Origin of the sequence: Cellulomonas sp. H30R-01 (assembly GCF_010119915.1) — a bacterium.
Lineage (GTDB): Bacteria > Actinomycetota > Actinomycetes > Actinomycetales > Cellulomonadaceae > Cellulomonas > Cellulomonas algicola.
Window position 1 is genome coordinate 1,417,759 of sequence record NZ_CP048210.1, and the last position, 20,906, is coordinate 1,438,664.

The 20,906-nt window shown below is 73.2% G+C and carries 18 protein-coding genes; 11 read left to right on the forward strand and 7 right to left on the reverse strand.

Annotated features, from left to right (window positions below):
• Window positions 1-140: 140 nt before the first annotated feature.
• Window positions 141-698: an OsmC family protein gene (locus GXP71_RS06195; protein ID WP_162351944.1), complete on the reverse strand. Its 558-nt coding sequence runs from the start codon at window positions 696-698 to the stop codon at window positions 141-143.
• 87 nt (window positions 699-785) lie between these two features.
• Window positions 786-1,802 (reverse strand): hypothetical protein, encoded by a 1,017-nt coding sequence (locus GXP71_RS06200; RefSeq protein ID WP_162351945.1) that lies wholly within the window; start codon window positions 1,800-1,802, stop codon window positions 786-788.
• Between the two features lie 158 nt (window positions 1,803-1,960).
• On the opposite strand from GXP71_RS06200, the gene uvrC reads away from it, so the two are divergent.
• From uvrC to GXP71_RS06245, 9 genes are all read left to right on the forward strand, one after another.
• On the forward strand, window positions 1,961-4,057 hold the full coding sequence (uvrC, locus tag GXP71_RS06205) for an excinuclease ABC subunit UvrC (RefSeq protein ID WP_238402658.1): 2,097 nt from the start codon (window positions 1,961-1,963) through the stop codon (window positions 4,055-4,057).
• Entirely contained in the window at window positions 4,054-4,998 is a 945-nt protein-coding gene (gene rapZ / locus GXP71_RS06210; RefSeq protein WP_162351946.1) for an RNase adapter RapZ, read from the forward strand. The genes uvrC and rapZ overlap by 4 nt, the downstream gene beginning before the upstream one ends.
• Window positions 4,995-5,996, forward strand: a complete 1,002-nt coding sequence (gene yvcK, locus GXP71_RS06215; protein WP_162351947.1) for a uridine diphosphate-N-acetylglucosamine-binding protein YvcK — start codon at window positions 4,995-4,997, stop codon at window positions 5,994-5,996. Before rapZ ends, yvcK begins: the two co-directional genes overlap by 4 nt.
• Before the next feature lie 48 nt (window positions 5,997-6,044).
• Complete coding sequence (whiA, locus tag GXP71_RS06220; RefSeq protein ID WP_124343935.1) at window positions 6,045-7,025, forward strand: DNA-binding protein WhiA; 981 nt, start codon at window positions 6,045-6,047, stop codon at window positions 7,023-7,025.
• A gap of 238 nt (window positions 7,026-7,263) precedes the next feature.
• On the forward strand, window positions 7,264-8,268 hold the full coding sequence (gap, locus tag GXP71_RS06225; protein WP_162351948.1) for a type I glyceraldehyde-3-phosphate dehydrogenase: 1,005 nt from the start codon (window positions 7,264-7,266) through the stop codon (window positions 8,266-8,268).
• Window positions 8,269-8,402: 134 nt separating this feature from the next.
• On the forward strand, window positions 8,403-9,602 hold the full coding sequence (pgk, locus tag GXP71_RS06230; protein WP_162351949.1) for a phosphoglycerate kinase: 1,200 nt from the start codon (window positions 8,403-8,405) through the stop codon (window positions 9,600-9,602).
• A gap of 2 nt (window positions 9,603-9,604) precedes the next feature.
• Entirely contained in the window at window positions 9,605-10,399 is a 795-nt protein-coding gene (gene tpiA, locus GXP71_RS06235) for a triose-phosphate isomerase (protein WP_162351950.1), read from the forward strand.
• Window positions 10,400-10,571: 172 nt separating this feature from the next.
• Window positions 10,572-10,817, forward strand: coding sequence for a preprotein translocase subunit SecG (gene secG, locus GXP71_RS06240; protein ID WP_124342187.1), 246 nt, complete (start codon window positions 10,572-10,574; stop codon window positions 10,815-10,817).
• A gap of 12 nt (window positions 10,818-10,829) precedes the next feature.
• On the forward strand, window positions 10,830-11,192 hold the full coding sequence (locus GXP71_RS06245) for an RNA polymerase-binding protein RbpA (protein ID WP_162351951.1): 363 nt from the start codon (window positions 10,830-10,832) through the stop codon (window positions 11,190-11,192).
• 101 nt (window positions 11,193-11,293) lie between these two features.
• Here GXP71_RS06245 and pgl read toward each other — a convergent pair whose 3' ends face one another.
• From pgl to tkt, 5 genes are all read right to left on the reverse strand, one after another.
• The gene (pgl, locus tag GXP71_RS20635) at window positions 11,294-12,751 is read right to left on the reverse strand and encodes a 6-phosphogluconolactonase (RefSeq protein WP_162351952.1); all 1,458 of its coding nucleotides are present in this window, start codon (window positions 12,749-12,751) and stop codon (window positions 11,294-11,296) included.
• Entirely contained in the window at window positions 12,748-13,665 is a 918-nt protein-coding gene (locus GXP71_RS06255) for a glucose-6-phosphate dehydrogenase assembly protein OpcA (protein WP_124342204.1), read from the reverse strand. Before GXP71_RS06255 ends, pgl begins: the two co-directional genes overlap by 4 nt.
• Entirely contained in the window at window positions 13,662-15,203 is a 1,542-nt protein-coding gene (gene zwf / locus GXP71_RS06260) for a glucose-6-phosphate dehydrogenase (protein WP_162351953.1), read from the reverse strand. The genes GXP71_RS06255 and zwf overlap by 4 nt, the downstream gene beginning before the upstream one ends.
• A complete protein-coding gene (gene tal / locus GXP71_RS06265; RefSeq protein ID WP_162351954.1) occupies window positions 15,200-16,336 on the reverse strand; it encodes a transaldolase in 1,137 nt (378 codons plus the stop codon). The genes zwf and tal overlap by 4 nt, the downstream gene beginning before the upstream one ends.
• 69 nt (window positions 16,337-16,405) lie before the next feature.
• Window positions 16,406-18,574 carry a transketolase gene (tkt, locus tag GXP71_RS06270; RefSeq protein ID WP_162351955.1) on the reverse strand — a complete coding sequence of 723 codons (2,169 nt, stop codon included), beginning with the start codon at window positions 18,572-18,574 and terminating at the stop codon, window positions 16,406-16,408.
• A 418-nt stretch (window positions 18,575-18,992) separates the two neighbouring features.
• On the opposite strand from tkt, the gene GXP71_RS06275 reads away from it, so the two are divergent.
• Both GXP71_RS06275 and GXP71_RS06280 read left to right on the forward strand, forming a co-directional pair.
• Window positions 18,993-19,907, forward strand: coding sequence for a heme o synthase (locus tag GXP71_RS06275; protein WP_202924335.1), 915 nt, complete (start codon window positions 18,993-18,995; stop codon window positions 19,905-19,907).
• A gap of 7 nt (window positions 19,908-19,914) precedes the next feature.
• On the forward strand, window positions 19,915-20,877 hold the full coding sequence (locus GXP71_RS06280) for a tyrosine recombinase (protein ID WP_162351956.1): 963 nt from the start codon (window positions 19,915-19,917) through the stop codon (window positions 20,875-20,877).
• Window positions 20,878-20,906 lie beyond the last annotated feature (29 nt).

The following is a 20,906-nucleotide window of genomic DNA, read 5'->3' on the forward strand; positions in this document are numbered from 1 at the left end:
CAGCCCGTGCGGCAGCCGGTGCGGTCGGTGGCCAACGGCAGCCGGTGCGGTCGGTGGCCAACGGCAGCCGGTGCGATCGGTGTCGCGCGGCACCGGTGCGGTCGGTGGCGCGCGGCAGCTCGTGGTGTCGACGGCGCGTGTCAGGTCCCTGGCGTCGCGGCGGGGGCCGCAGCGTCGGTCGGCGCTGCCGCCGTCCGGGCCGGTGCGAACCGGACGGTCGTCGGCTCGTGGCGGACCGGGAAGTTGACCGAGCGGGCGATGAAGCAGTGCTCGTGCGTCGCGTGGTGGAGTCGTCCGAGCACCTCGTCGGTGACGGGCGAACCGTCGGGGAGGTGGCGTCCGTGCGCGACGGTCACGCGGGGGCGCAGCACGACCTCGGTGAACTGGCCGTGGCCCGCGGCCTCGACCCGCATCGTGCCGACGGCCTCGTCGCGGTACGCGACCACCACGACGCCCTCGACGGCCGCGAGGTGCAGGAACCACAGCATGTGGCACTGCGCGATCGACGCGACGAAGAGCTCCTCGGGCGAGTAGCGGCCCGGGTCACCGCGGAACGCCGGGTCGGACGATCCCGGGAGCGGCGGCTTGGACCCGATCTGCACGTCATGGTCCCGGGAGTAGGACGTGTAGCTCGCGGTGCCGAGCGTCCCGGCGCCGGTCCAGGTCACGTCGATCGCGTACGTGTGCAGGGGGCCCATCCGGTCACCGTAGCCGCACGCACGATGATGCACCCCGACGCCGCCGCACGGAGCGTCGGCTGTCCGGCACAGGGCGGGCACGGAGCCTCACCGCGACTGTGCGGACGGGGTCGCGGTCGGTGCGGCGGGGGCGTGCTCCGGTCCGTGGCCGGCCGCGAGCAGCGACCGTCGCAGCAGCTCGAGCGACGGCGGCAGGTCGAGCGGCGGGACGGTGCCGGGCGGCGTGTGCTCGGGGAGCAGCGAGTGCGGGACGCGCTCGGGGTGCGCGGCGAGGTGGCGGCGCAGGGCGCGCACCCCGCGGGCGTACGCCCGCTCGATCCCGCGGGTCCGCAGCGGCAGCCCGGGCGGTCGCGCGGTGCCGTCGGCGTCACGCAAGCCGTGCGCCGACACCCACATGGCGCGCACGGCCCCGCCCTCGAGCGACGCGACGAGCTCGTCGCGGACGCCGAGCCAGGTGCCGAGGGCGGCGGCTGCGGCGGGGGAGAGCGTCAGCGGCCGGCCGTCGCTCGGCGCGCGCAGGGTGCGGGTGTCGACGGCGAGGTCCCGGACGTCCATCGCGGCGAGGGCCGTGGGTCCGACGGGGTCGGCGGCCATGACGGCGAGCATCGCCAGGAGGCGCGCGCGGGTCGCGGTGGGTCGCGGTCGGTGGCCCTCGAAGGCGCGCAGGAGGTCCTCGACGGGCCGGCGCTCGATGACGGTGCGCAGCTGCGGGGTGCCGTGGGTGTGGTCCGGCGGGGGCAGGCCGACGTCGGCTGCGAGGGCGCGCAGCGCGGCGACGCGGGCACGAGCAGCCGCGGGGGACCGCCCGGCGGTCGGCCGCGCGGGGTCGGTGAGCCCGCCGTCCGCGGCCCACGGCAGGTACCAGTCGAGGAACGCGGGGGAGAGCAGCTCCGCGACGTCGACGCGCCGCTCGGCGGCGTCGAGGGCGTCGGGCGCGGTGGCCGCGACGTCGTCGGGGAGCGGAGGAGGGCCGTGCACGGCGGCCAGGGCGGCGGCGGTGAGCGCATGCCGCAGCGCCCAGCGGCGCTGGCGGTGGAGGGATCGCGACGCCCCCGCGTCCACGAGCCGGGCGAGGTGCCGGTCGACGGCGTCGGTCGCGCGCATGAGACATGATAACAGGCCATTGCGCCCGCAGCAGCCCCACCACCCGCGTCGGAACCTCGTGACCGACGTCCCACCTCCGGCGTCGTGAAGCCCGGACCACCCGGACCCCGGCGAACCGAGGGGCGAGGGTGTCGGAACGAACGCCTAGGCTCGACGACATGGCTGATCCCGCCACGTACCGCCCCGCACCGGGGGAGCTGCCGGACTCCCCGGGCGTCTACCGCTTCCGCGACGAGCACGGCCGCGTCATCTACGTCGGCAAGGCCAAGAGCCTGCGTTCGCGCCTGTCGAGCTACTTCCAGGACGTGCACAACCTGCACCCGCGGACGCAGCAGATGGTCACCACCGCGTCGTCGGTCGAGTGGACCGTCGTGCCCACTGAGGTCGCGGCGCTCGCGCTCGAGTACACGTGGATCAAGGAGTTCGACCCGCGGTTCAACGTGAAGTACCGGGACGACAAGTCGTACCCGTACCTCGCGGTCACGATGGCCGACCAGTTCCCCCGGGTGCAGGTCATGCGCGGCGCCAAGCGCAAGGGCACGCGCTACTTCGGGCCGTACGCGCACGCGTGGGCGATCCGCGAGACGGTCGACCTCCTGCTGCGCGTCTTCCCGGTGCGCACGTGCTCGGCGGGCGTCTTCAAGCGTGCCGCCCAGCAGGGACGGCCATGCCTGCTCGGGTACATCGACAAGTGCTCCGCACCGTGCGTGGGGCGGATCTCGCCCGACGACCACCACGCGCTCGCGCAGGACTTCTGCGACTTCATGGCGGGGGACACCGCGAAGTTCACCAAGCGGCTGACGGCGCGCATGAAGGAGGCCGCCGCGGAGCTCGACTACGAGCAGGCGGCGCGGCTGCGCGACGACATCGCGACGCTGGAGAAGGCGACCGAGCGCAACGCCGTCGTCCTCAAGGACGGCACCGACGCGGACATCTTCGCGCTGGCCGGCGACGAGCTCGAGGCCGCCGTCCAGGTGTTCCACGTCCGCGACGGTCGCATCCGCGGCCAGCGCGGCTGGGTGGTCGAGAAGGTCGAGGACGTGACGGACGCCGAGCTCGTCGAGCACCTGCTCCAGCAGGTGTACGGCACCGAGGAGGACACGGGCACCGCGTCGGTGCCGCGCGAGGTCCTGGTCCCGGTGCTGCCGCCCGACGTCGAGCAGGTGCAGGACTGGCTCTCCGGCATGCGCGGGTCCCGCGTGCAGGTCCGGGTCGCGCAGCGGGGCGACAAGCGCGAGCTCGCGGCCACCGTGCTGCGGAACGCCGAGCACGCGCTCGTGCTGCACCGGACCCGCCGGGCCGGCGACCTCACGACGCGCAGCCAGGCGCTCCGCGAGATCCAGGAGGCGCTCGACCTGTCGTCGGCGCCCCTGCGGATCGAGTGCTTCGACGTGTCGCACAACCAGGGCACCTTCCAGTCGGCGTCGATGGTCGTGTTCGAGGACGGGCTCGCGCGCAAGAGCGAGTACCGCCTGTTCAACCTCCGCGGTCCGGACGGTGACGGCGCCCGCGACGACACCGCCGCGATGCACGAGGTCATCACGCGCCGGTTCCGCCGCTACCTCGCGGAACGCTCCAACGCGGGCGACGTCGAGCTGGGGCTGGGGGAGGACGACGACGAGCCGCGCCGCTCGGGTCCGGTCGACGAGACGACGGGCCGCCCGCAGCGGTTCGCCTACCCCCCGAACCTCGTCGTGGTCGACGGCGGTCAGCCGCAGGTCGCCGCCGCGGCGGCCGCGATGGCCGAGCTCGGCATCGACGACGTCGCGCTCTGCGGGCTCGCGAAGCGCCTCGAGGAGGTGTGGCTGCCCGGGGAGGACTACCCCGTGATCCTCCAGCGGTCGTCGGAGGGCCTGTACCTGCTGCAGCGGCTCCGCGACGAGGCGCACCGGTTCGCGATCACCGCGCACCGCCGGCGGCGGTCCAAGGGCATGACGGTCTCCGTCCTCGACGACGTGCCAGGGCTCGGCCCCGCGCGACGGGCGGCGCTGCTGCGGCACTTCGGCAGCGTCAAGCGCCTGCGGGCGGCGTCGGTGGAGGAGATCGCGAGCATCCAGGGCATGGGCGAGCGGACCGCCGCGGCGGTCGTGGCGGCGCTGGCCGGCGACGCCGCGCAGGCGGGAGCGCCGGGCGGGACGGTCGTCGTCCCGGCCGCTGCGGGTCCCGACCACGACACCCTCGCGGCCGACGCGCCGGCCGACGCGAGCCCCGCGTCGGCCGACGAGGCGTCGGGGTTTGGCATGCTGAGGTCATGACCGACGAGCCGTCGCCGATCACCGTCCCTGCCGGCATCCCGGCGCTCGAGGCAGCGGCGGAGGGGCCGCGCCTCGAGGCACCGCAGCTCCTCATCATCACGGGCATGTCCGGCGCCGGCCGGACACGTGCCGCCGCGGTCCTCGAGGACCTCGACTGGTACGTCGTCGACAACCTCCCGGCGCAGATGCTCACGCACCTCGTCGGCATGCTGACGAGCGGCCCGACGGGCCAGCGCGCCCAGCGGCTCGCCGCGGTGGTCGACGTGCGCGGGCGCGAGTTCTTCGCCGACGTCCGGGAGGTCCTCGACGGCCTGCGGGCCGCCGGTGTCGACCACCGGATCCTGTTCCTCGACGCGTCCGACGAGGTGCTCGTCCGCCGGTACGAGCAGGTGCGGCGCCCGCACCCGCTCCAGGGCGAGGGTCGGATCCTCGACGGCATCGCCGCCGAGCGCGTGGTCCTGGGGGACCTCCGCGAGCGTGCGGACACCGTGATCGACACCTCCGAGCTCAACGTGCACGACCTCGCGCGCGTGGTCCGGTCGGTCGTCGCGGGCTCGACGGCCGACGTCCTGCGCGTCTCGGTGCTGTCGTTCGGCTTCAAGTACGGCATCCCGCTCGACGCGGACCACGTCGTCGACGTGCGCTTCCTCGCGAACCCCTACTGGGTCACGGAGCTGCGCCACCTGACCGGCCGGGACGCCCCCGTGCGCGACTACGTGCTCGGGCTCCCCGGTGCGGTGCAGTTCGTCGACCGGTACGTCGACGCGCTCGAGCCCGTCCTCGCGGGGTACCTCAACGAGGAGAAGCGCTACGTGACGATCGCGGTCGGCTGCACGGGCGGCAAGCACCGCTCGGTGGCGATCAGCGAGGCCGTCGCGGCACGCCTGCGCGAGCGGGGCCACCAGGTCGCCGTGTCGGCGCGGGACCTCGGCAAGGAATGAGCGTCCCGCCGTCCCAGCGCGCCGCCCGCGGGTCCGGTCCGGCCGTGGTCGCGCTCGGCGGTGGGCACGGGCTCTCCGCGACGCTGTCCGCGCTGCGGCTCATGACCGACCGCATCACCGCCGTCGTCACCGTCGCCGACGACGGCGGCTCCTCGGGCCGCCTGCGCGACGAGCTGGGCGTCCTGCCGCCGGGCGACCTGCGCATGGCGCTGGCCGCGCTGTGCGACGACTCGGAGTGGGGCCGGACGTGGCGCGACGTGCTCCAGCACCGGTTCGCGTCCGAGGGCCCGCTCGACCGGCACGCGGTCGGGAACCTGCTGATCGTCGCGCTCTGGGAGCTGCTCGACGACACCGTCGAGGGGCTCGACTGGGTCGGACGACTCCTCGGGGCGCGCGGCCGGGTGCTGCCCATGGCGGCGGTCCCGCTGCAGATCGAGGCCGACGTCGTCCACGCGGACGGCACCGCGGACCGCGTGCGCGGCCAGGTGTCCGTCGCGACGACGGGTGGCCGTATCGAGCACCTGCGGCTCGAGCCGACCGACCCGCCGGCGTGCCCGGAGGCGGTCGCGGCGATCGAGGAGGCCGACTGGGTGATCCTGGGACCGGGCTCCTGGTACACGTCCGTGATGCCGCACCTGCTCGTCCCCGGGCTGCGGGACGCCCTCCAGCGAACGCGGGCGCGCACGATCGTCACGCTCAACCTGTCGCCCGAGTCGGGCGAGACGGAGGGCATGCGCGCCGAGGAGCACCTCGAGGCGCTGCACGCCCACGCGCCCGGGCTCCGGGTCGACGCCGTGGTCGCCGACCCCGGGGCGGTCGACGACGTCGACGTGCTCAGCGACACGACCGACCGGCTCGGTGCGCAGCTGCTGCTGCGCCAGGTGGGACGCGGCGACGGCACGCCGATGCACGACCCGCTGCGCCTCGCGGCGGCCTTCCGGGACGTCGTCGAGGGCTTCCTCGGGGACGTGGGCACCCGTGCGGGCGGCGCGGGCTGACCTGCCGGACCGGACCCGGACGCTCGTCCCAGATGGCAGGATGACGCCATGGCGTTGACGGCACAGGTCAAGGACGAGCTCGCGCGTCTGAAGGTGGACCGGACGTCCGTCCGCAAGGCCGAGGTCTCGGCGACGCTCCGGTTCGCGGGCGGGCTGCACATCATCTCGGGGCGGATCGTGATCGAGGCGGAGCTCGACACCGGCATCGCCGCACGGCGGCTGCGGCAGGCGATCTCCGAGGTCTACGGGCACGAGAGCGACATCATCGTCGTCTCGGGGGGCGGTCTTCGCCGGGGGAGCCGGTACGTGGTGCGCGTCGTCAAGGACGGCGAGTCGCTGGCCCGGCAGACGGGTCTGCTCGACAACCGCGGCCGCCCGGTGCGAGGTCTGCCGCCGCAGGTCGTGTCGGCGGGCGTCGCGGAGGCGGAGGCCGCGTGGCGCGGCGCGTTCCTCGCTCACGGCTCGCTCACCGAGCCCGGCCGCTCGTCCGCCCTCGAGGTGACGTGCCCGGGCCCGGAGGCCGCGCTCGCGCTCGTCGGGGCGGCGCGTCGGCTCAGCGTCGCGGCGAAGGCGCGTGAGGTCCGCGGCGTCGACCGTGTGGTGATCCGCGACGGCGACGCGATCTCGGCGATGCTTGCGCGCCTGGGCGCGCACGAGACGATGCTGGTGTGGGAGGAGCGGCGCGTGCGCCGCGAGGTGCGCGGCACGGCCAACCGGCTCGCGAACTTCGACGACGCGAACCTGCGCCGTTCCGCACGCGCGGCGGTCGCCGCGGGCGCCCGCGTGGAGCGCGCGTTCGAGATCCTCGGCGACGACCTGCCGGAGCACCTCCGCGAGGCGGGGGAGCTGCGCCTCGCGCACAAGGAGGCGTCGCTCGAGGAGCTCGGCAAGCTCGCCGAGCCGGCGCTCACGAAGGACGCCGTCGCGGGCCGGATCCGGCGCCTGCTGGCGACGGCCGACAAGCGCGCCCAGGAGCTCGGGATCCCGGACACCGAGGCGGGCCTGAGCCCCGACCTGCTCGACCTGTGACGCGCCCCGCGGGCTGACCTGCGCGGACCCGCGCGCAGGCACCCGGACGGGTGTCCACCCTGGGACCTCCGACCCCCGTGGCCTCCGTCACGGGTATAGGGTTGCGTCATCCGATCGTCACACGACCGTCACGTGCTGCGCATGAGTCGGTCGAGGGCGAGCGGAACGCACATCGGCGTGCGTTGACCCCAACACCCATTGTGTGCGCCGACCTCGTCGGCGCTGCCGAGGAGGGCAAGTGACCATCAAGGTCGGCATCAACGGCTTCGGTCGTATCGGTCGCAACTTCTACCGGGCCATCGTCGCGTCGGGCGCGGACATCGAGATCGTCGGTGTCAACGACCTGACGGACAACAAGACGCTCGCCCACCTGCTCAAGTACGACACGGTCCTCGGCCGCTTCCCGCTGAGCGTGGAGTTCGACGACGAGAACATCATCGTCGACGGCAAGAAGATCCGCGCCCTCGAGGAGCGCGACCCGGCGAACCTCCCCTGGGCGGAGCTCGGCGCGGACATCGTCATCGAGTCGACCGGCTTCTTCACGGACGCCACCAAGGCGAAGGCGCACATCGACGCCGGTGCCAAGAAGGTCATCATCTCCGCCCCGGCGAAGAACGAGGACGGCACCTTCGTCGTCGGCGTGAACCACGAGCAGTACGACCCCGCGACGCAGCACATCATCTCGAACGCGTCGTGCACCACGAACTGCCTCGCCCCCGTCGCGAAGGCCCTCAACGACGCCATCGGCATCGAGCGCGGCCTCATGACGACGATCCACGCCTACACGGGCGACCAGAACCTGCAGGACGGCCCGCACCGCGACCTGCGTCGCGCCCGCGCCGCCGCGCAGAACATCGTCCCCACCTCGACCGGTGCGGCCAAGGCCGTCGCCCTCGTGCTCCCCGAGCTCAAGGGCAAGCTCGACGGCTTCGCGCTCCGCGTGCCGACGATCACCGGCTCGGCCACGGACCTCACCTTCACCGCCTCGCGCGAGGTCACGGTCGACGAGGTCAACGCCGCCGTCAAGGCTGCCGCCGAGGGCCCGCTCAAGGGTGTCCTGGAGTACGTCGAGGACGAGATCGTCTCGAGCGACATCGTCACGAACCCGCACCAGAGCATCTTCGACTCGAAGCTCACGAAGGTGATCGGCGACCAGGTCAAGATCATCGCCTGGTACGACAACGAGTGGGGCTACTCCAACTCGCTCGTCACCCTCACGCAGTACGTGGGCGACCGTCTCTGACGAACCCCGCTCAGCACACGTCATGCGTCCGCGTGCGCCCCGGCCACGGCCTCGGCGCACGCGGACGCTGTCGTGTGAGCACCCCTCGGACCCCCGACCGACGTGAGCCGGCCGGTTCTGCAAGGTAGGAGACCATGAAGACCATCGAGGACCTCGGCGACCTGCGCGGCAAGCGCGTGCTCGTCCGCTCCGACTTCAACGTGCCGCTCGACGGCACGACGATCACCGACGACGGCCGCGTCCGCGCGGCCCTCCCGACGCTGCAGGCGTTGCTCGGCGCCGGCGCGCGCGTGATCGTGACCGCGCACCTCGGCCGCCCGAAGGGCGCCCCGGAGGACAAGTACTCGCTCGCGCCCGTCGCCGCGCGCCTCGGCGAGCTGCTCGGCCAGCCCGTCGCGCTCGCGAAGGACACGGTCGGCGAGTCCGCGAAGGAGACCGTCGCCGCGCTCGAGGACGGCCAGATCGCGCTGCTCGAGAACATCCGCTTCGACGCGCGCGAGACGTCCAAGGTCGAGGAGGAGCGCGCGTCGCTCGCCGACGACCTGGCTGCCCTCGCCGACGTGTACGTCTCCGACGGCTTCGGCGTCGTGCACCGCAAGCAGGCGTCGGTCTACGACGTCGCGCTCAAGCTCCCGCACGCCGTCGGCAAGCTCGTGCTCAACGAGGTCGAGTCGCTCAAGAAGGCGACCGAGAACCCCGAGCGCCCCTACGTCGTCGTGCTCGGCGGCTCCAAGGTCTCCGACAAGCTCGGCGTCATCTCGAACCTGCTGACGAAGGCGGACCGCCTCGTCATCGGCGGCGGCATGCTGTTCACGTTCCTCGCCGCCAAGGGCTACTCGGTCGGCAACTCGCTGCTCGAGGCCGACCAGATCGACACCGTCAAGGGCTACCTCGCGCAGGCCGAGGACGCCGGTGTCGAGATCGTGCTCCCGGTCGACATCCGTGTCGCCGACGAGTTCAAGGCCGACTCCCCGTCGTCCGTCGTCGCGGCCGACGCCATCCCGGACGGCAAGATCGGCCTCGACATCGGCCCCGAGTCGGAGCAGCTGTTCGCGTCGAAGATCGTCGACGCCAAGACGGTCGTCTGGAACGGCCCGGCCGGCGTGTTCGAGTTCGAGGCGTTCGCGGGCGGCACGCGCGCCGTCGCGCAGGCGCTCGTCGACGCGGGCGCGAACGGTGCCTTCACGATCGTCGGCGGCGGCGACTCCGCCGCGGCCGTGCGCACGCTCGGCTTCGACGAGGCGGGCTTCGGCCACATCTCGACGGGCGGCGGCGCCAGCCTGGAGTTCCTCGAGGGCAAGACCCTCCCCGGTATCGCTGTCCTGGAGGACTGAGCATGACGCAGCGCACCCCGCTCATGGCGGGCAACTGGAAGATGAACCTGGACCACCACCAGGCGACGCACACGCTGCAGAAGCTCGCGTGGACGCTCAAGGACGCCAAGCACGACTACGCCACGGTCGAGGTCGCGGTCGTCCCGCCGTTCACGGACCTGCGCAGCGTGCAGACGCTCGTCGACGCCGACAAGCTGCAGATCGCCTACGGCGCGCAGGACCTGTCGGCGCACGAGTCCGGTGCGTACACCGGCGAGATCTCGCCGCTGTTCCTCACCAAGCTCGGCGTGACCTACGCGCTCGTCGGCCACTCGGAGCGGCGCGAGTACCACGCCGAGTCGGACCAGCTGATCAACGCGAAGGTCAAGTCCGCGCTCAAGGCCGGCCTCGTGCCGATCCTCTGCGTCGGCGAGGACCTCGAGACGCGTCGTGCCGCCGCGCACGTGCAGCACACGCTGCTGCAGCTCGAGGCCGCGCTGGCCGACGTCACGGCCGAGCAGGTCCGCACGCTCGTCATCGCGTACGAGCCCGTCTGGGCCATCGGCACGGGCGAGACGGCGACCCCCGAGGACGCCCAGGAGATGTCCGAGGCGATCCGCGGCCGGGTCGCGGAGCTGTACGACGCCGAGACGGCCCAGGCCGTGCGCGTCCTCTACGGGGGCTCCGTGAAGTCGTCCAACGTCGCGTCGATCATGGCGAAGCCCGACGTCGACGGCGCCCTCGTGGGCGGCGCGAGCCTCGACCCCGAGGAGTTCGCCAAGATCGTGCGCTTCCAGTCGCACGAGGTCGGGCTCTGACCTGACAGGCACCGGGGCCCCGTGCACGCGCTCGACGCGGCACGGGGCCCCACGTCTGTGGGCGGTGGTGGCTTTTCCCGCCACGAGTCGCCTACCCTGTACCGCGGTCCACCGCAGCGTCGCCGCCATCCGGCCGGTCGACGCGCCCGTCCAGTGAGGAACCGACTCCGCCGTGAACGCCCTGCGCATCACCCTCCAGGTGCTGCTGGTCCTGTCCAGCATCCTGCTCATCCCGCTGGTGCTCCTGCACAAGGGCAAGGGCGGCGGCCTGTCCGACATGTTCGGCGGCGGCATCTCGAGCAGCGCCGGCAGCTCGGGCGTCGCGGAGCGCAACCTCAACCGGATCACCATCGGTGTGGCCCTGTTCTGGACCGTCGTGATCGTGCTGCTCGGCCTCATCGAGCGCACGGCGAGCTGAGAGGGGCTGGCGATGGCGAGCGGGAGCGCGATCAGGGGGTCGCGAGTCGGAGCCGGCCCGATGGGCGAGGCCGAGCGGGGCGACGCCGCACCGCGGATCTGGATCTCCTACTGGTGCGCGAACGGCCACGAGACGCGGCCGAGCTTCGCGGAGGAGGCCGCCGAGGAGGCGCCCGCCACGTGGGACTGCCCGCGCTGCGGGTTCCCGGCCGGCCAGGACCAGGAGAACCCTCCGTCCCCCAGCAAGAACGAGCCGTACAAGACGCACCTCGCGTACGTGAAGGAGCGGCGGTCCGACGAGGACGGCGCCGCGATCCTCGACGAGGCGCTCGCCGCGCTCCGCGCCCGTCGCGGCGGCCGGATGACCGGCGCCTGACCGGACCGTTCCGCGCACGACGAAAGGGCCCTGCCGCTGAGCGGCGGGGCCCTTTCGTCGTTCCCAGGATGCGCGTGGACGGACGTCGCGCTCGTGAGGTGCTAACGCTCCGTGCGGCGCAGGAGGGCGAAGCCGTCGTACCCCTTGGAGCCGACCGTCTGGAGCACCGTGGCCTCCCAGCGGGCGTCCTGCGCGACGCTCGCGACGAACCGCTGCACGCCCTGCACGCGCTCGTCGGGGTGGTGCGGGTCGACGACCGCGCCGCCGCGCACGACGTTGTCCACGACGACGAGCGCACCCGGCCGGACCAGGCCGGCGACGCCGTCGACGTACGCGGCGAGCGTCTGCTTGTCCGCGTCGACGAACACGAGGTCGAACGGCTCCACGCCGTCGGCCGCGAGGCGCTCGAGCGTCTCCGTGGCGGGCCCCACGAGCACGTCGATCCGGTCGTCGAGGCCGGCGCGCGCGAACGTCTCCGACGCCACCCGAGCGTGCTCGGGGGAGATCTCCAGCGTGACGACCCGGCCGCCCTCGGGGAGGGCTCGCGCGAGCCAGAGAGTGCTGTAGCCGCCGAGGGTGCCGAGCTCGAGGACGCGACGCGCGCTGACGGCCTGCGCCAACAGGTGCAGGAGCTTGCCCTGCAGCGCCGACACCGCGATGTCGGGCAGGCCGGCCTCGCGGGCGCTGCGCTGGGCGTCGACGAGCGCGACGTCCTGCGGCGCGAGCTGCTCGAACCAGGTGTCGACGGCCGTCCACCGGGCCACGGGGTCGACGCCCTCGTCGCTCGTCGCGACCTCGGCGGGCGCTCCGGGGGCGGCGTCCTGCGTCGCGGCGGCGTCCACGAGCCACAGCGTGCGTTCCGTGCCGAGCGCACCCGACGCAGGCGTCTCGCTCACGGGCGCACCCGCGAGGGCGGAGGCGACCGCAGGCGCCTTCTCGGCACCCGCGGCGACGACCCAGACCTCGCGCGACGCGCGGATGGCGTCGAACGTCAGTGACACGCGCAGCGGCGGCGGCTTGGGGGAGTCGTGCACCGCGACCGCCGCGACCCCCGTCACGGTGACGGTGTCGTGCCCGGGGAACAGCGACGCGACGTGGCCGTCGGGGCCCATCCCGAACAGCGTGACGTCGAACCGGGGCGCGACCAGCCCGGGCGGCGCGTGCTCGGCGAGCGTGCGCGCGTAGGAGGCGGCGGACGCCTCGGGCGTCGGGACGTCGTCGGACTGCGCCGGCATGGCGTGGACGTTCTCCGCCGGCAGGGCGTCGAGAGCGTCGAGCAGCGCCTCGCGTGCCTGCGTCTCGTTGCGGTCGGCGTCCCCGTCGGGGAGGAAGCGCTCGTCGCCCCACCACAGGTGCACGCCCGACCAGTCGACCGCGTCGCGCAGCGGGCTGTGCGCGACCGCCGCGAGCGACCTGATCCCGACCGTGCCGCCCGTGAGGACGACGTGGACGGGGGAGCGGTGCGACTGCAGGTCGAGCAGCCGGGTCAGCAGCCGTGCGGCGACGGCCTCCGCGAGGACCGTGGCGTCCGGGTGGACGACGACGTCGCGGCGGCTCACGCGTCGATCCTCGCGAGGCCCTTCTGCAGGACGTCGCCGTAGACCTCGTCCGGGTCGAGCCGGCGCAGCTCCTCCGCGAGGCACTCGCGCAGCTGGCGGATCGGCAGCGCGATCCGGTGCTCCGGCTGCTCGGGCTGGCGCAGCGCCGCCGTCTTGCCGTCGGGACGGTCGAGCACGATGTCACCCGACGCGCGCTCGAGCCGCACCTGCGTGATCGCGGGTGCGTCGGCGAGGCGCTCGACCTCGACCGGGCAGCGCAGCGACTCCGCGAGCCACGCGGCCATCAGGTCGACCGACGGGTGCGTGCTCTCGCCGGTGACGACGGCCTTGCGGACGGCCTCGAACGGCGGCTGGTCGAGCGTCGCGGCGATGAGCCCGCGCCACAGCGTCGCACGCGTCCACGCGAGGTCGGTGTCGCCCTCGGCGTAGACCTTCGAGAGCTTGCGCAGCTCCTTGCCCGGCCGCGCGCACTGCGACGAGTCGGTGATGCGGCGCTGCGCCATGCGGCCGAGCGGGTGCTCGGAGGGCACGTCGGGGATCTCGTACGGCCACCACGTGACGATCGGCGCGTCGGGCAGCAGCAGCGGCATGACGAGCGTGTCGAGGTGCCGGTCGATGGCTCCGGACGGGCGCAGGACGATGACCTCGCTCGCACCCGCGTCACCGCCGAGGCGGATCTGCGCGTCCAGGCTCGACGTGCGGTCGTGCGTGTCCTTGGCGAGCACGATGACACGGCACGGGTGCTCGCGGCTCGCGTCGTTGGCCGCGTCGATCGCGTCCTCGGGGTCGTGCGTGCCCGCGTCGATGAGGAGCGTGAGCACGCGACCGAGCGCCACGGCGCCGCCCTCGTCGCGTTCCTTGAGCAGGCGCTTGTTGATGTCGCGCGTGGTGGTGTCCGGCAGGTTGATGATCACGGTCGCCTCCACGCGCGTCCGTCACGCGCCATCATCTCGTCGGCCGACGCCGGTCCCCACGTGCCCGCCCGGTACTCGTCGGGCTTGCCGCCCTTCGAGGCCCAGTGGTCGATGATCGGGTCGAGGATCTTCCAGGACAGCTCGACCTCCTCGTGCTGCGGGAACAGCGGCGGGTCGCCGAGCAGGACGTCGAGGATGAGCCGCTCGTACGCCTCGGGGGAGGACTCGGTGAAGGCGTGCCCGTAGCCGAAGTCCATCGTGACGTCGCGGACCTCCATCGCGGTGCCCGGCACCTTGGCGCCGAACCGCAGCGTGACGCCCTCGTCGGGCTGCACGCGGATGACGAGCGCGTTGTTGCCCAGCTCGGACGTCGCGGTCGACTCGAACGGCAGGTGCGGCGCGCGCTTGAACACGACCGCGATCTCCGTGACGCGGCGGCCCAGGCGCTTGCCGGTCCGCAGGTAGAACGGCACGCCCGCCCAGCGACGCGTGTCGATGTCGACGCGGATCGCGGCGTACGTCTCCGTCGTGGAGTTCGGGTTGAACCCCTCCTCCTCGGCGTAGCCGACGACCTTCTCGCCGCCCTGGTAGCCCGCGGTGTACTGGCCGCGCGCCGTGTGCTTGCCGATGTCCCGCGGGTTGCGGACGGCCGAGAGCACCTTGATCTTCTCGTTGCGCAGTCCCTCGGCGTCGAACGACACGGGCTCCTCCATCGCGGTGAGCGCGAGGAGCTGCAGCAGGTGGTTCTGGATGACGTCGCGCGCCGCGCCGATGCCGTCGTAGTAGCCGGCGCGGCCGCCGATGCCGATGTCCTCGGCCATCGTGATCTGGACGTGGTCGACGTAGTTGGCGTTCCAGATGGGCTCGAACAGCTGGTTCGCGAACCGCAGCGCGAGCAGGTTCTGGACCGTCTCCTTGCCGAGGTAGTGGTCGATCCGGAAGATGTCGTCCGGCCGGAACACGCTCGAGACGATGTCCTGCAGCTCGCGCGCGCTCGCCAGGTCGTGGCCGAACGGCTTCTCGATGACGACGCGTCTCCACGTGCCGTCCTTGGGCTGCGAGAGGCCCGAGCGCGCGAGCTGCTTGCAGACGACCGGGAACGAGCTCGGCGGGATCGACAGGTAGAACGCGTGGTTGCCGCCCGTGCCGCGGGACACGTCGAGCTCCTCGACGGTGTCGCTCAGCCGGTCGAACGCGTCGTCGTCGTCGAACGTGCCCTGCACGAAGCGGATGCCCTCGGACAGCTGACGCCACGTCGCCTCACGGAACGGCGTGCGCGCGTGCTCCTTGACGGAGTCGTGCACGATCTCCGCGAAGTCCTGCGTCGCCCAGTCCCGCCGGGCGAACCCGGTGAGGGCGAAGCCCGGGGGCAGCAGCCCCCGGTTCGTCAGGTCGTACACGGCGGGCATGAGCTTCTTGCGGGCGAGGTCGCCCGTCACGCCGAAGATGACGAGACCGGACGGACCGGCGATGCGGGGGAGCCGCCGGTCGCGTGGGTCGCGCAGCGGGTTGTGGCCTGCGGCGATCTTCGCGCTCACCGGGCCTCACCGGCCGCGACCTGCGCCTCGGACAGGCCGGTACGCACGGTCGACAGCAGCTGCTCCCAGCTCGCCTCGAACTTCGACACGCCCTCCTCCTCGAGCTGGACGGTCACCTCGTCGAGGTCGACGCCCAGCTCGGCGAGCCGGTCGATGACCTCGGCCGACGCCGCACCCGTGCCCGTGACGGTGTCGTGCGCGTCGCCGCCGTGGTCCGCGACCGCGCGCAGCGTGGCCTCGGGCATGGTGTTGACGACGCCCGCGACGACGAGCTCGTCGACGTACAGCGTGTCGGGGTACGCCTTGTCCTTGACCCCGGTCGACGCCCACAGCGGCCGCTGCGGGTGCGCGCCGGCGGCCGCGAGGGACTGCCAGCGCTCACCGCCGACGACCTCCTCGTAGACGCCGTACGCGAGCCGCGCGTTGGCGAGGGCGGCCTTGCCGCGCAGCTCCGCCGCCTCGGGCGTGCCGAGCTCGTCCAGCGTCGGGTCGATCGCCGCGTCGACGCGCGACACGAAGAACGACGCGACCGAGGCGATCGGCGCGAGGTCGTGCCCGTTCTCGCGCGCCTGCTCGAGGCCCGCGAGGAACGCGTCGAGCACGGCGCGGTAGCGGTCGAGGGAGAAGATCAGCGTGACGTTGACGCTGATCCCCTCCGCGAGGACGGCCGTGATGGCCGGCAGCCCCTCGACCGTCGCGGGGATCTTGATGAACACGTTGGGCCGGTCCACGGTCGACCAGAGCGCCTTCGCGGACGCGATCGTGCCGTCGGTGTCCCGCGCGAGCCGCGGGTCCACCTCGATCGACACGCGACCGTCGACGCCCGCGGTCCGGTCGTAGACCGGTCGCAGGACGTCGGCGGCCGCGCGCACGTCGTCCGTCGTGATGCGGAAGACCGCCTCGTCGAGGTCGACGCCCTCGGCGGCGAGCTCACGGAGCTGCTCGTCGTAGGCGTCGCCCTTCGACAGGGCCGACGCGAAGATCGTCGGGTTGGTCGTCACGCCCACCACGCCGAGGTTCTCGACGAGGTCGGCGAGGTCTCCGGTGCGGAGGCGCTCACGGGACAGGTCGTCCAGCCAGATCGCCACCCCCGCCTCCGTGAGTCGTGCGACCGGGGTGCTGCTCGGTGCCATCGTGCTTCCCCTTCTTCCCACTGACGGCCCCGGGTGCGCGGGACCGGTCGTCCGGTCGGACCCGCGAGCTCAGGCCGGGAGGTCGCCCGTCCCGCTCTGCGTCGGCGCCGCCGCCGTGGCGGACGGGGCCGCGTCCCCGCGGGCCGCGGCGAGCGACTCGTGGGCGGCCGCGACGACCGCGTCGGCGGTGATCCCGAACTCCTCGTAGAGCTTCTCGAAGGCTGCGGAGGCGCCGTAGTGCTCGAGCGACACCGACCGGCCGGCGTCGCCGACGATCTTGTGCCACGACAGCGCGATCCCGGCCTCGACCGAGACGCGGGCGCGCACCGAGGACGGCAGGACCGACTCGCGGTACGCCTCGTCCTGCTCGGCGAACCACTCGAGCGACGGCGCCGAGACGACGCGCGTCGGGACGCCCGCCGCCTCGAGGGTCTCCCGCGCCGCGACGGCGAGCTGCACCTCGGAACCGGTGCCGATGAGGATGACCTCGGGGGAGCCGTTGCTCGCGTCGACGAGCACGTACGCGCCGCGTGCGACGCCCTCGGCGCCGGCGAACCCGTCCTCGCCGCGCGGGAACGTCGGGACGTTCTGGCGGGTGAGGATGAGGCCGACCGGGCCGTCCGTGTACTCGAGGATCGCCTTCCAGGCCTGCGCGGTCTCGTTGGCGTCGGCCGGGCGCAGGACGGTCAGGCCGGGGATCGCGCGCAGCGCGGTCAGGTGCTCGACGGGCTGGTGCGTCGGGCCGTCCTCGCCGAGGCCGATGGAGTCGTGCGTCCACACGTAGACGGACGGCACGCCCATGAGCGAGGCGAGGCGGACGGAGCCGCGCATGTAGTCGGCGAACTGCAGGAACGTGCCGCCGTAGGGGCGCGTGAGGCCGTGCAGCGTGATGCCGGACAGGATCGCGCCCATGCCGTGCTCACGGATGCCGAAGTGCAGCGTGCGACCGAACTCGTCGCCGCCGAACTCGTGCGTCGAGCGCTTGGCGGGGATGAAGGACGTCGCGCCCTTCATGGTCGTGTTGTTCGAGCCCGCGAGGTCGGCCGAGCCGCCCCACAGCTCGGGGAGCTCCGGGCCGATCGCCGAGAGGACCTCGCCGGACGCGGCGCGCGTCGCGACGGCCTTGCCCGCGGGGAACGTCGGCAGCGCCGACTCCCAGCCCTCGGGCAGGCGGCGCTCGACGAGCCGGTCGAGCAGCGCGGCGTTCTCGGGGTTCGCCGCACGCCACGCGTCGAACGACTTCTGCCACTCGGCGCGGGTCGCGGCGGCGCGGTCGGCGAGCGACCGCGTGTGGGCGAGCACCTCGGGCTCGACGGGGAAGCTCACGTCCGCGTCGAAGCCGAGCAGCTCCTTGAGGCCGCGGACGGACTCGGTGCCGAGCTTGGAGCCGTGCGACGAGTGGTCGTTCGTCTTGTTCGGCGTCGGCCACGCGATGAGCGTGCGGATGCCGATGAACGACGGCTTGTCGGTCACGGCCTTGGCGGCCTCGATCGCGGCGTGGAGCGCGTCGACGTCCTCGCGGTACTCGCCGCCGGCGGTCCAGTCGACGAACTGCACGTGCCAGCCGTACGCCTCGTAGCGCTTGAGGACGTCCTCGGTGAACGCGATCTCGGTGTCGCCCTCGATCGAGATGTGGTTGTCGTCCCACAGCACGACGAGGTTGCCGAGCTCCTGCGTGCCGGCGATCGACGAGGCCTCGCTCGTCACGCCCTCCTGCAGGTCGCCGTCCGAGGCGATGACGTACGTGTAGTGGTCGAACGGGCTCGTGCCGGGTGCGGCGTCGGGGTCGAGCAGGTTGCGCTCGCGCCGCTGCGCCATGGCGAAGCCGACAGCGGAGGCGAGGCCCTGGCCGAGCGGGCCGGTCGTGATCTCGACGCCCGCGGTGTGGCGGTACTCGGGGTGGCCGGGGGTCTTGGAGCCCCACGTGCGCAGCGCCTGGAGGTCCTCGATCTCGAGGCCGAAGCCGCCGAGGTAGAGCTGGATGTACTGCGTGAGGGCCGAGTGGCCCGCGGAGAGCACGAACCGGTCGCGACCCAGCCAGTGCGGGTCGGTCGGGTCGTGCCGGAGCACGTTCTGGTACAGCAGGTAGGCCGCGGGCGCGAGGCTGATCGCGGTCCCGGGGTGGCCGTTGCCGACCTTCTCGACGGCGTCCGCGGCCAGGACGCGCACCGTGTCCACGGCACGCAGGTCCAGGTCGGTCCAGCCGACAGTCTCCGCCAGGGGGGCCTTCGCGTTCACCGCACCTCATTCCCACCCGCACCGGCGGCCGGGTGTCGTCTCCGACGTACTGGTCGGGCACCCACGACCGGGGTGCCGCTGGACCACGACGCGACCCCGGGGGAGGCGGTCGTCGATCCTTGCCCGTCGAGCCTATATCTCACCCGGCCTCCGGACGTCACCGTGCCCACGGCGCGGGAAAGCGCCATCCAGGGTTGCCGCAGCGACCGATCTCACACCCCGACCCTGCCTGATCCGGGCGCCGCCGCCACCCGGGACCGTGGTCCAGGCCGTAGCATGGCAGCGCGACAAGCCCCCCGCCGGACCAGGAACGGAACCGCAGCGCGTGCGCCTCAGCAGTCCACTGTCAGTCGACGACGCCGGAGCGTCGGCCGGGGCGACCCCGCGTGCGCACCTGACGGCGGCGCCCGCACCGGCCGTGTCGACGACGCCCACGACCCGCACCGCACGCGTCCGCCGGGTCCTGAGCGCCTACCTCGCGCTCACCAAGCCGCGCGTCATCGAGCTCCTGCTCGTCACCACGCTGCCGACCATGATCCTGGCGCAGGGCGGGTTCCCGAGCCTCGCCCTCGTGCTCGCCACGCTCGTCGGCGGCGCAGCCGCGGCCGGCTCGGCCAACGTCCTCAACTGCTACCTGGACCGCGACATCGACCAGGTGATGAACCGGACCAAGCGGCGCCCGACCGCCACGGGCGAGATCAGCCCGCGCGCCGCGCTGACGTTCGGCCTCGCGCTCGGCGCGGGGTCGCTCGCGTGGCTCTGGCTCGTCGTCAACCCCGCGTCCGCCTGGCTCACGGCCGGCGCCATCCTCATCTACGTCGTCGGCTACACGATGATCCTCAAGCGGCGCACGCCGCAGAACATCGTGTGGGGCGGCGCCGCCGGGTGCATGCCCGTCCTCATCGGCTGGTCCGCCGTCACCGGCGGGGTGTCGTGGACACCGCTCGTGCTGTTCGGCGTCATCTTCTTCTGGACGCCGCCGCACTACTGGCCGCTGTCGATGAAGTTCCGGAACGACTACGCGGCCGCCGGCGTGCCGATGCTGCCGGTCGTCGCGAAGGACTCCAAGGTCGCGCGCGAGATGATCGCCTACACGCTCGCGATGATCGCGTGCACGCTGATCCTCGTGCCCGTCGCCGGGATGACGTGGGTCTACGCGGTCGTCGCCACCGCGCTCGGCGCGTGGTTCCTGTGGTCGTGCATCACGCTGCTGCGTCGCGCGAACGACCCGGCGCGCGGCAAGCTGCGCGCGATGACCGTGTTCCACGGCTCCATCACCTACCTGACGCTGCTGTCCGTCGCGATCGCGGTGGACGTCTTCCTGCCGCTCTGAGCCCACGGTGACGGACGACGCCCCGCCCGTACCGGCGAACGACCTGCGCACGTCGCTCGAGCGCTACCTGAGCCACCTGTCCGACCGCGGCCTGTCGGACAACACGCTCGAGGCCTACCGCCGCGACCTCGAGCGCTACGTGAGCTACCTCACGTCCGTCGGGCGGACCTCCCCGGCCGAGATCGTGGGTCCCGACGTCGAGGCCTTCGTCGACGCGGCGCGTGCCGGTGCCGACGGACGGCGGCCCCTGTCCGAGTCCTCCGCGGCCCGCCTGGTCGCCGCGGTCCGCGGCTGGCACCGGTTCCTCGCCCGGCACGGCGTCTCGGTCGACGACACGACGTGGTCGGTCCGCGCGCCCGCGCAGCCGCGGCGGCTCCCCAAGGCCATCTCCATCGAGGAGGTCGACCGGCTCCTCGACGCCGCCGGGCAGGGCGACGGGCCGCTGCCCGCGCGCGACCGCGCGCTGCTCGAGCTGCTCTACTCGACGGGGGCGCGGATCTCGGAGGTCGTCGGCCTCGACCTGCGCGACGTCGACCGCGCCGAGCGCCGCGCCGCGGTGCGCCTGGCCCCCGGGAGCGCCAAGCAGCGCGTGGCGCCGCTGGGACGCCGGGCCGTGCGCGCGCTCGACGACTACCTCACGGACTCCCGGCCGCTGCTGACGGTCGGCGGCCCGGGCACCGACCGCCTCGCGCTGTTCCTCAACACGCGCGGCGCGCGACTCAGCCGGCAGAGCGCGTGGGCGGTGCTGCGCAGCGCGGCGCACCGCGCAGGACTCATCGACGCCGACGGCATCTCGCCGCACACGCTGCGGCACTCGTTCGCCACCCACATGCTCGCCCGCGGGGCCGACGTGCGGGTCGTCCAGGAGCTCCTCGGGCACGCCTCCGTGACGACCACGCAGCTCTACGCGACGCCGCAGGACGACGAGCTGCGCGAGGCGTACGCGGCCGCGCACCCGCACGCCCGGTGAGCGACCGCCCGAATCGTGTCGGCACGGCC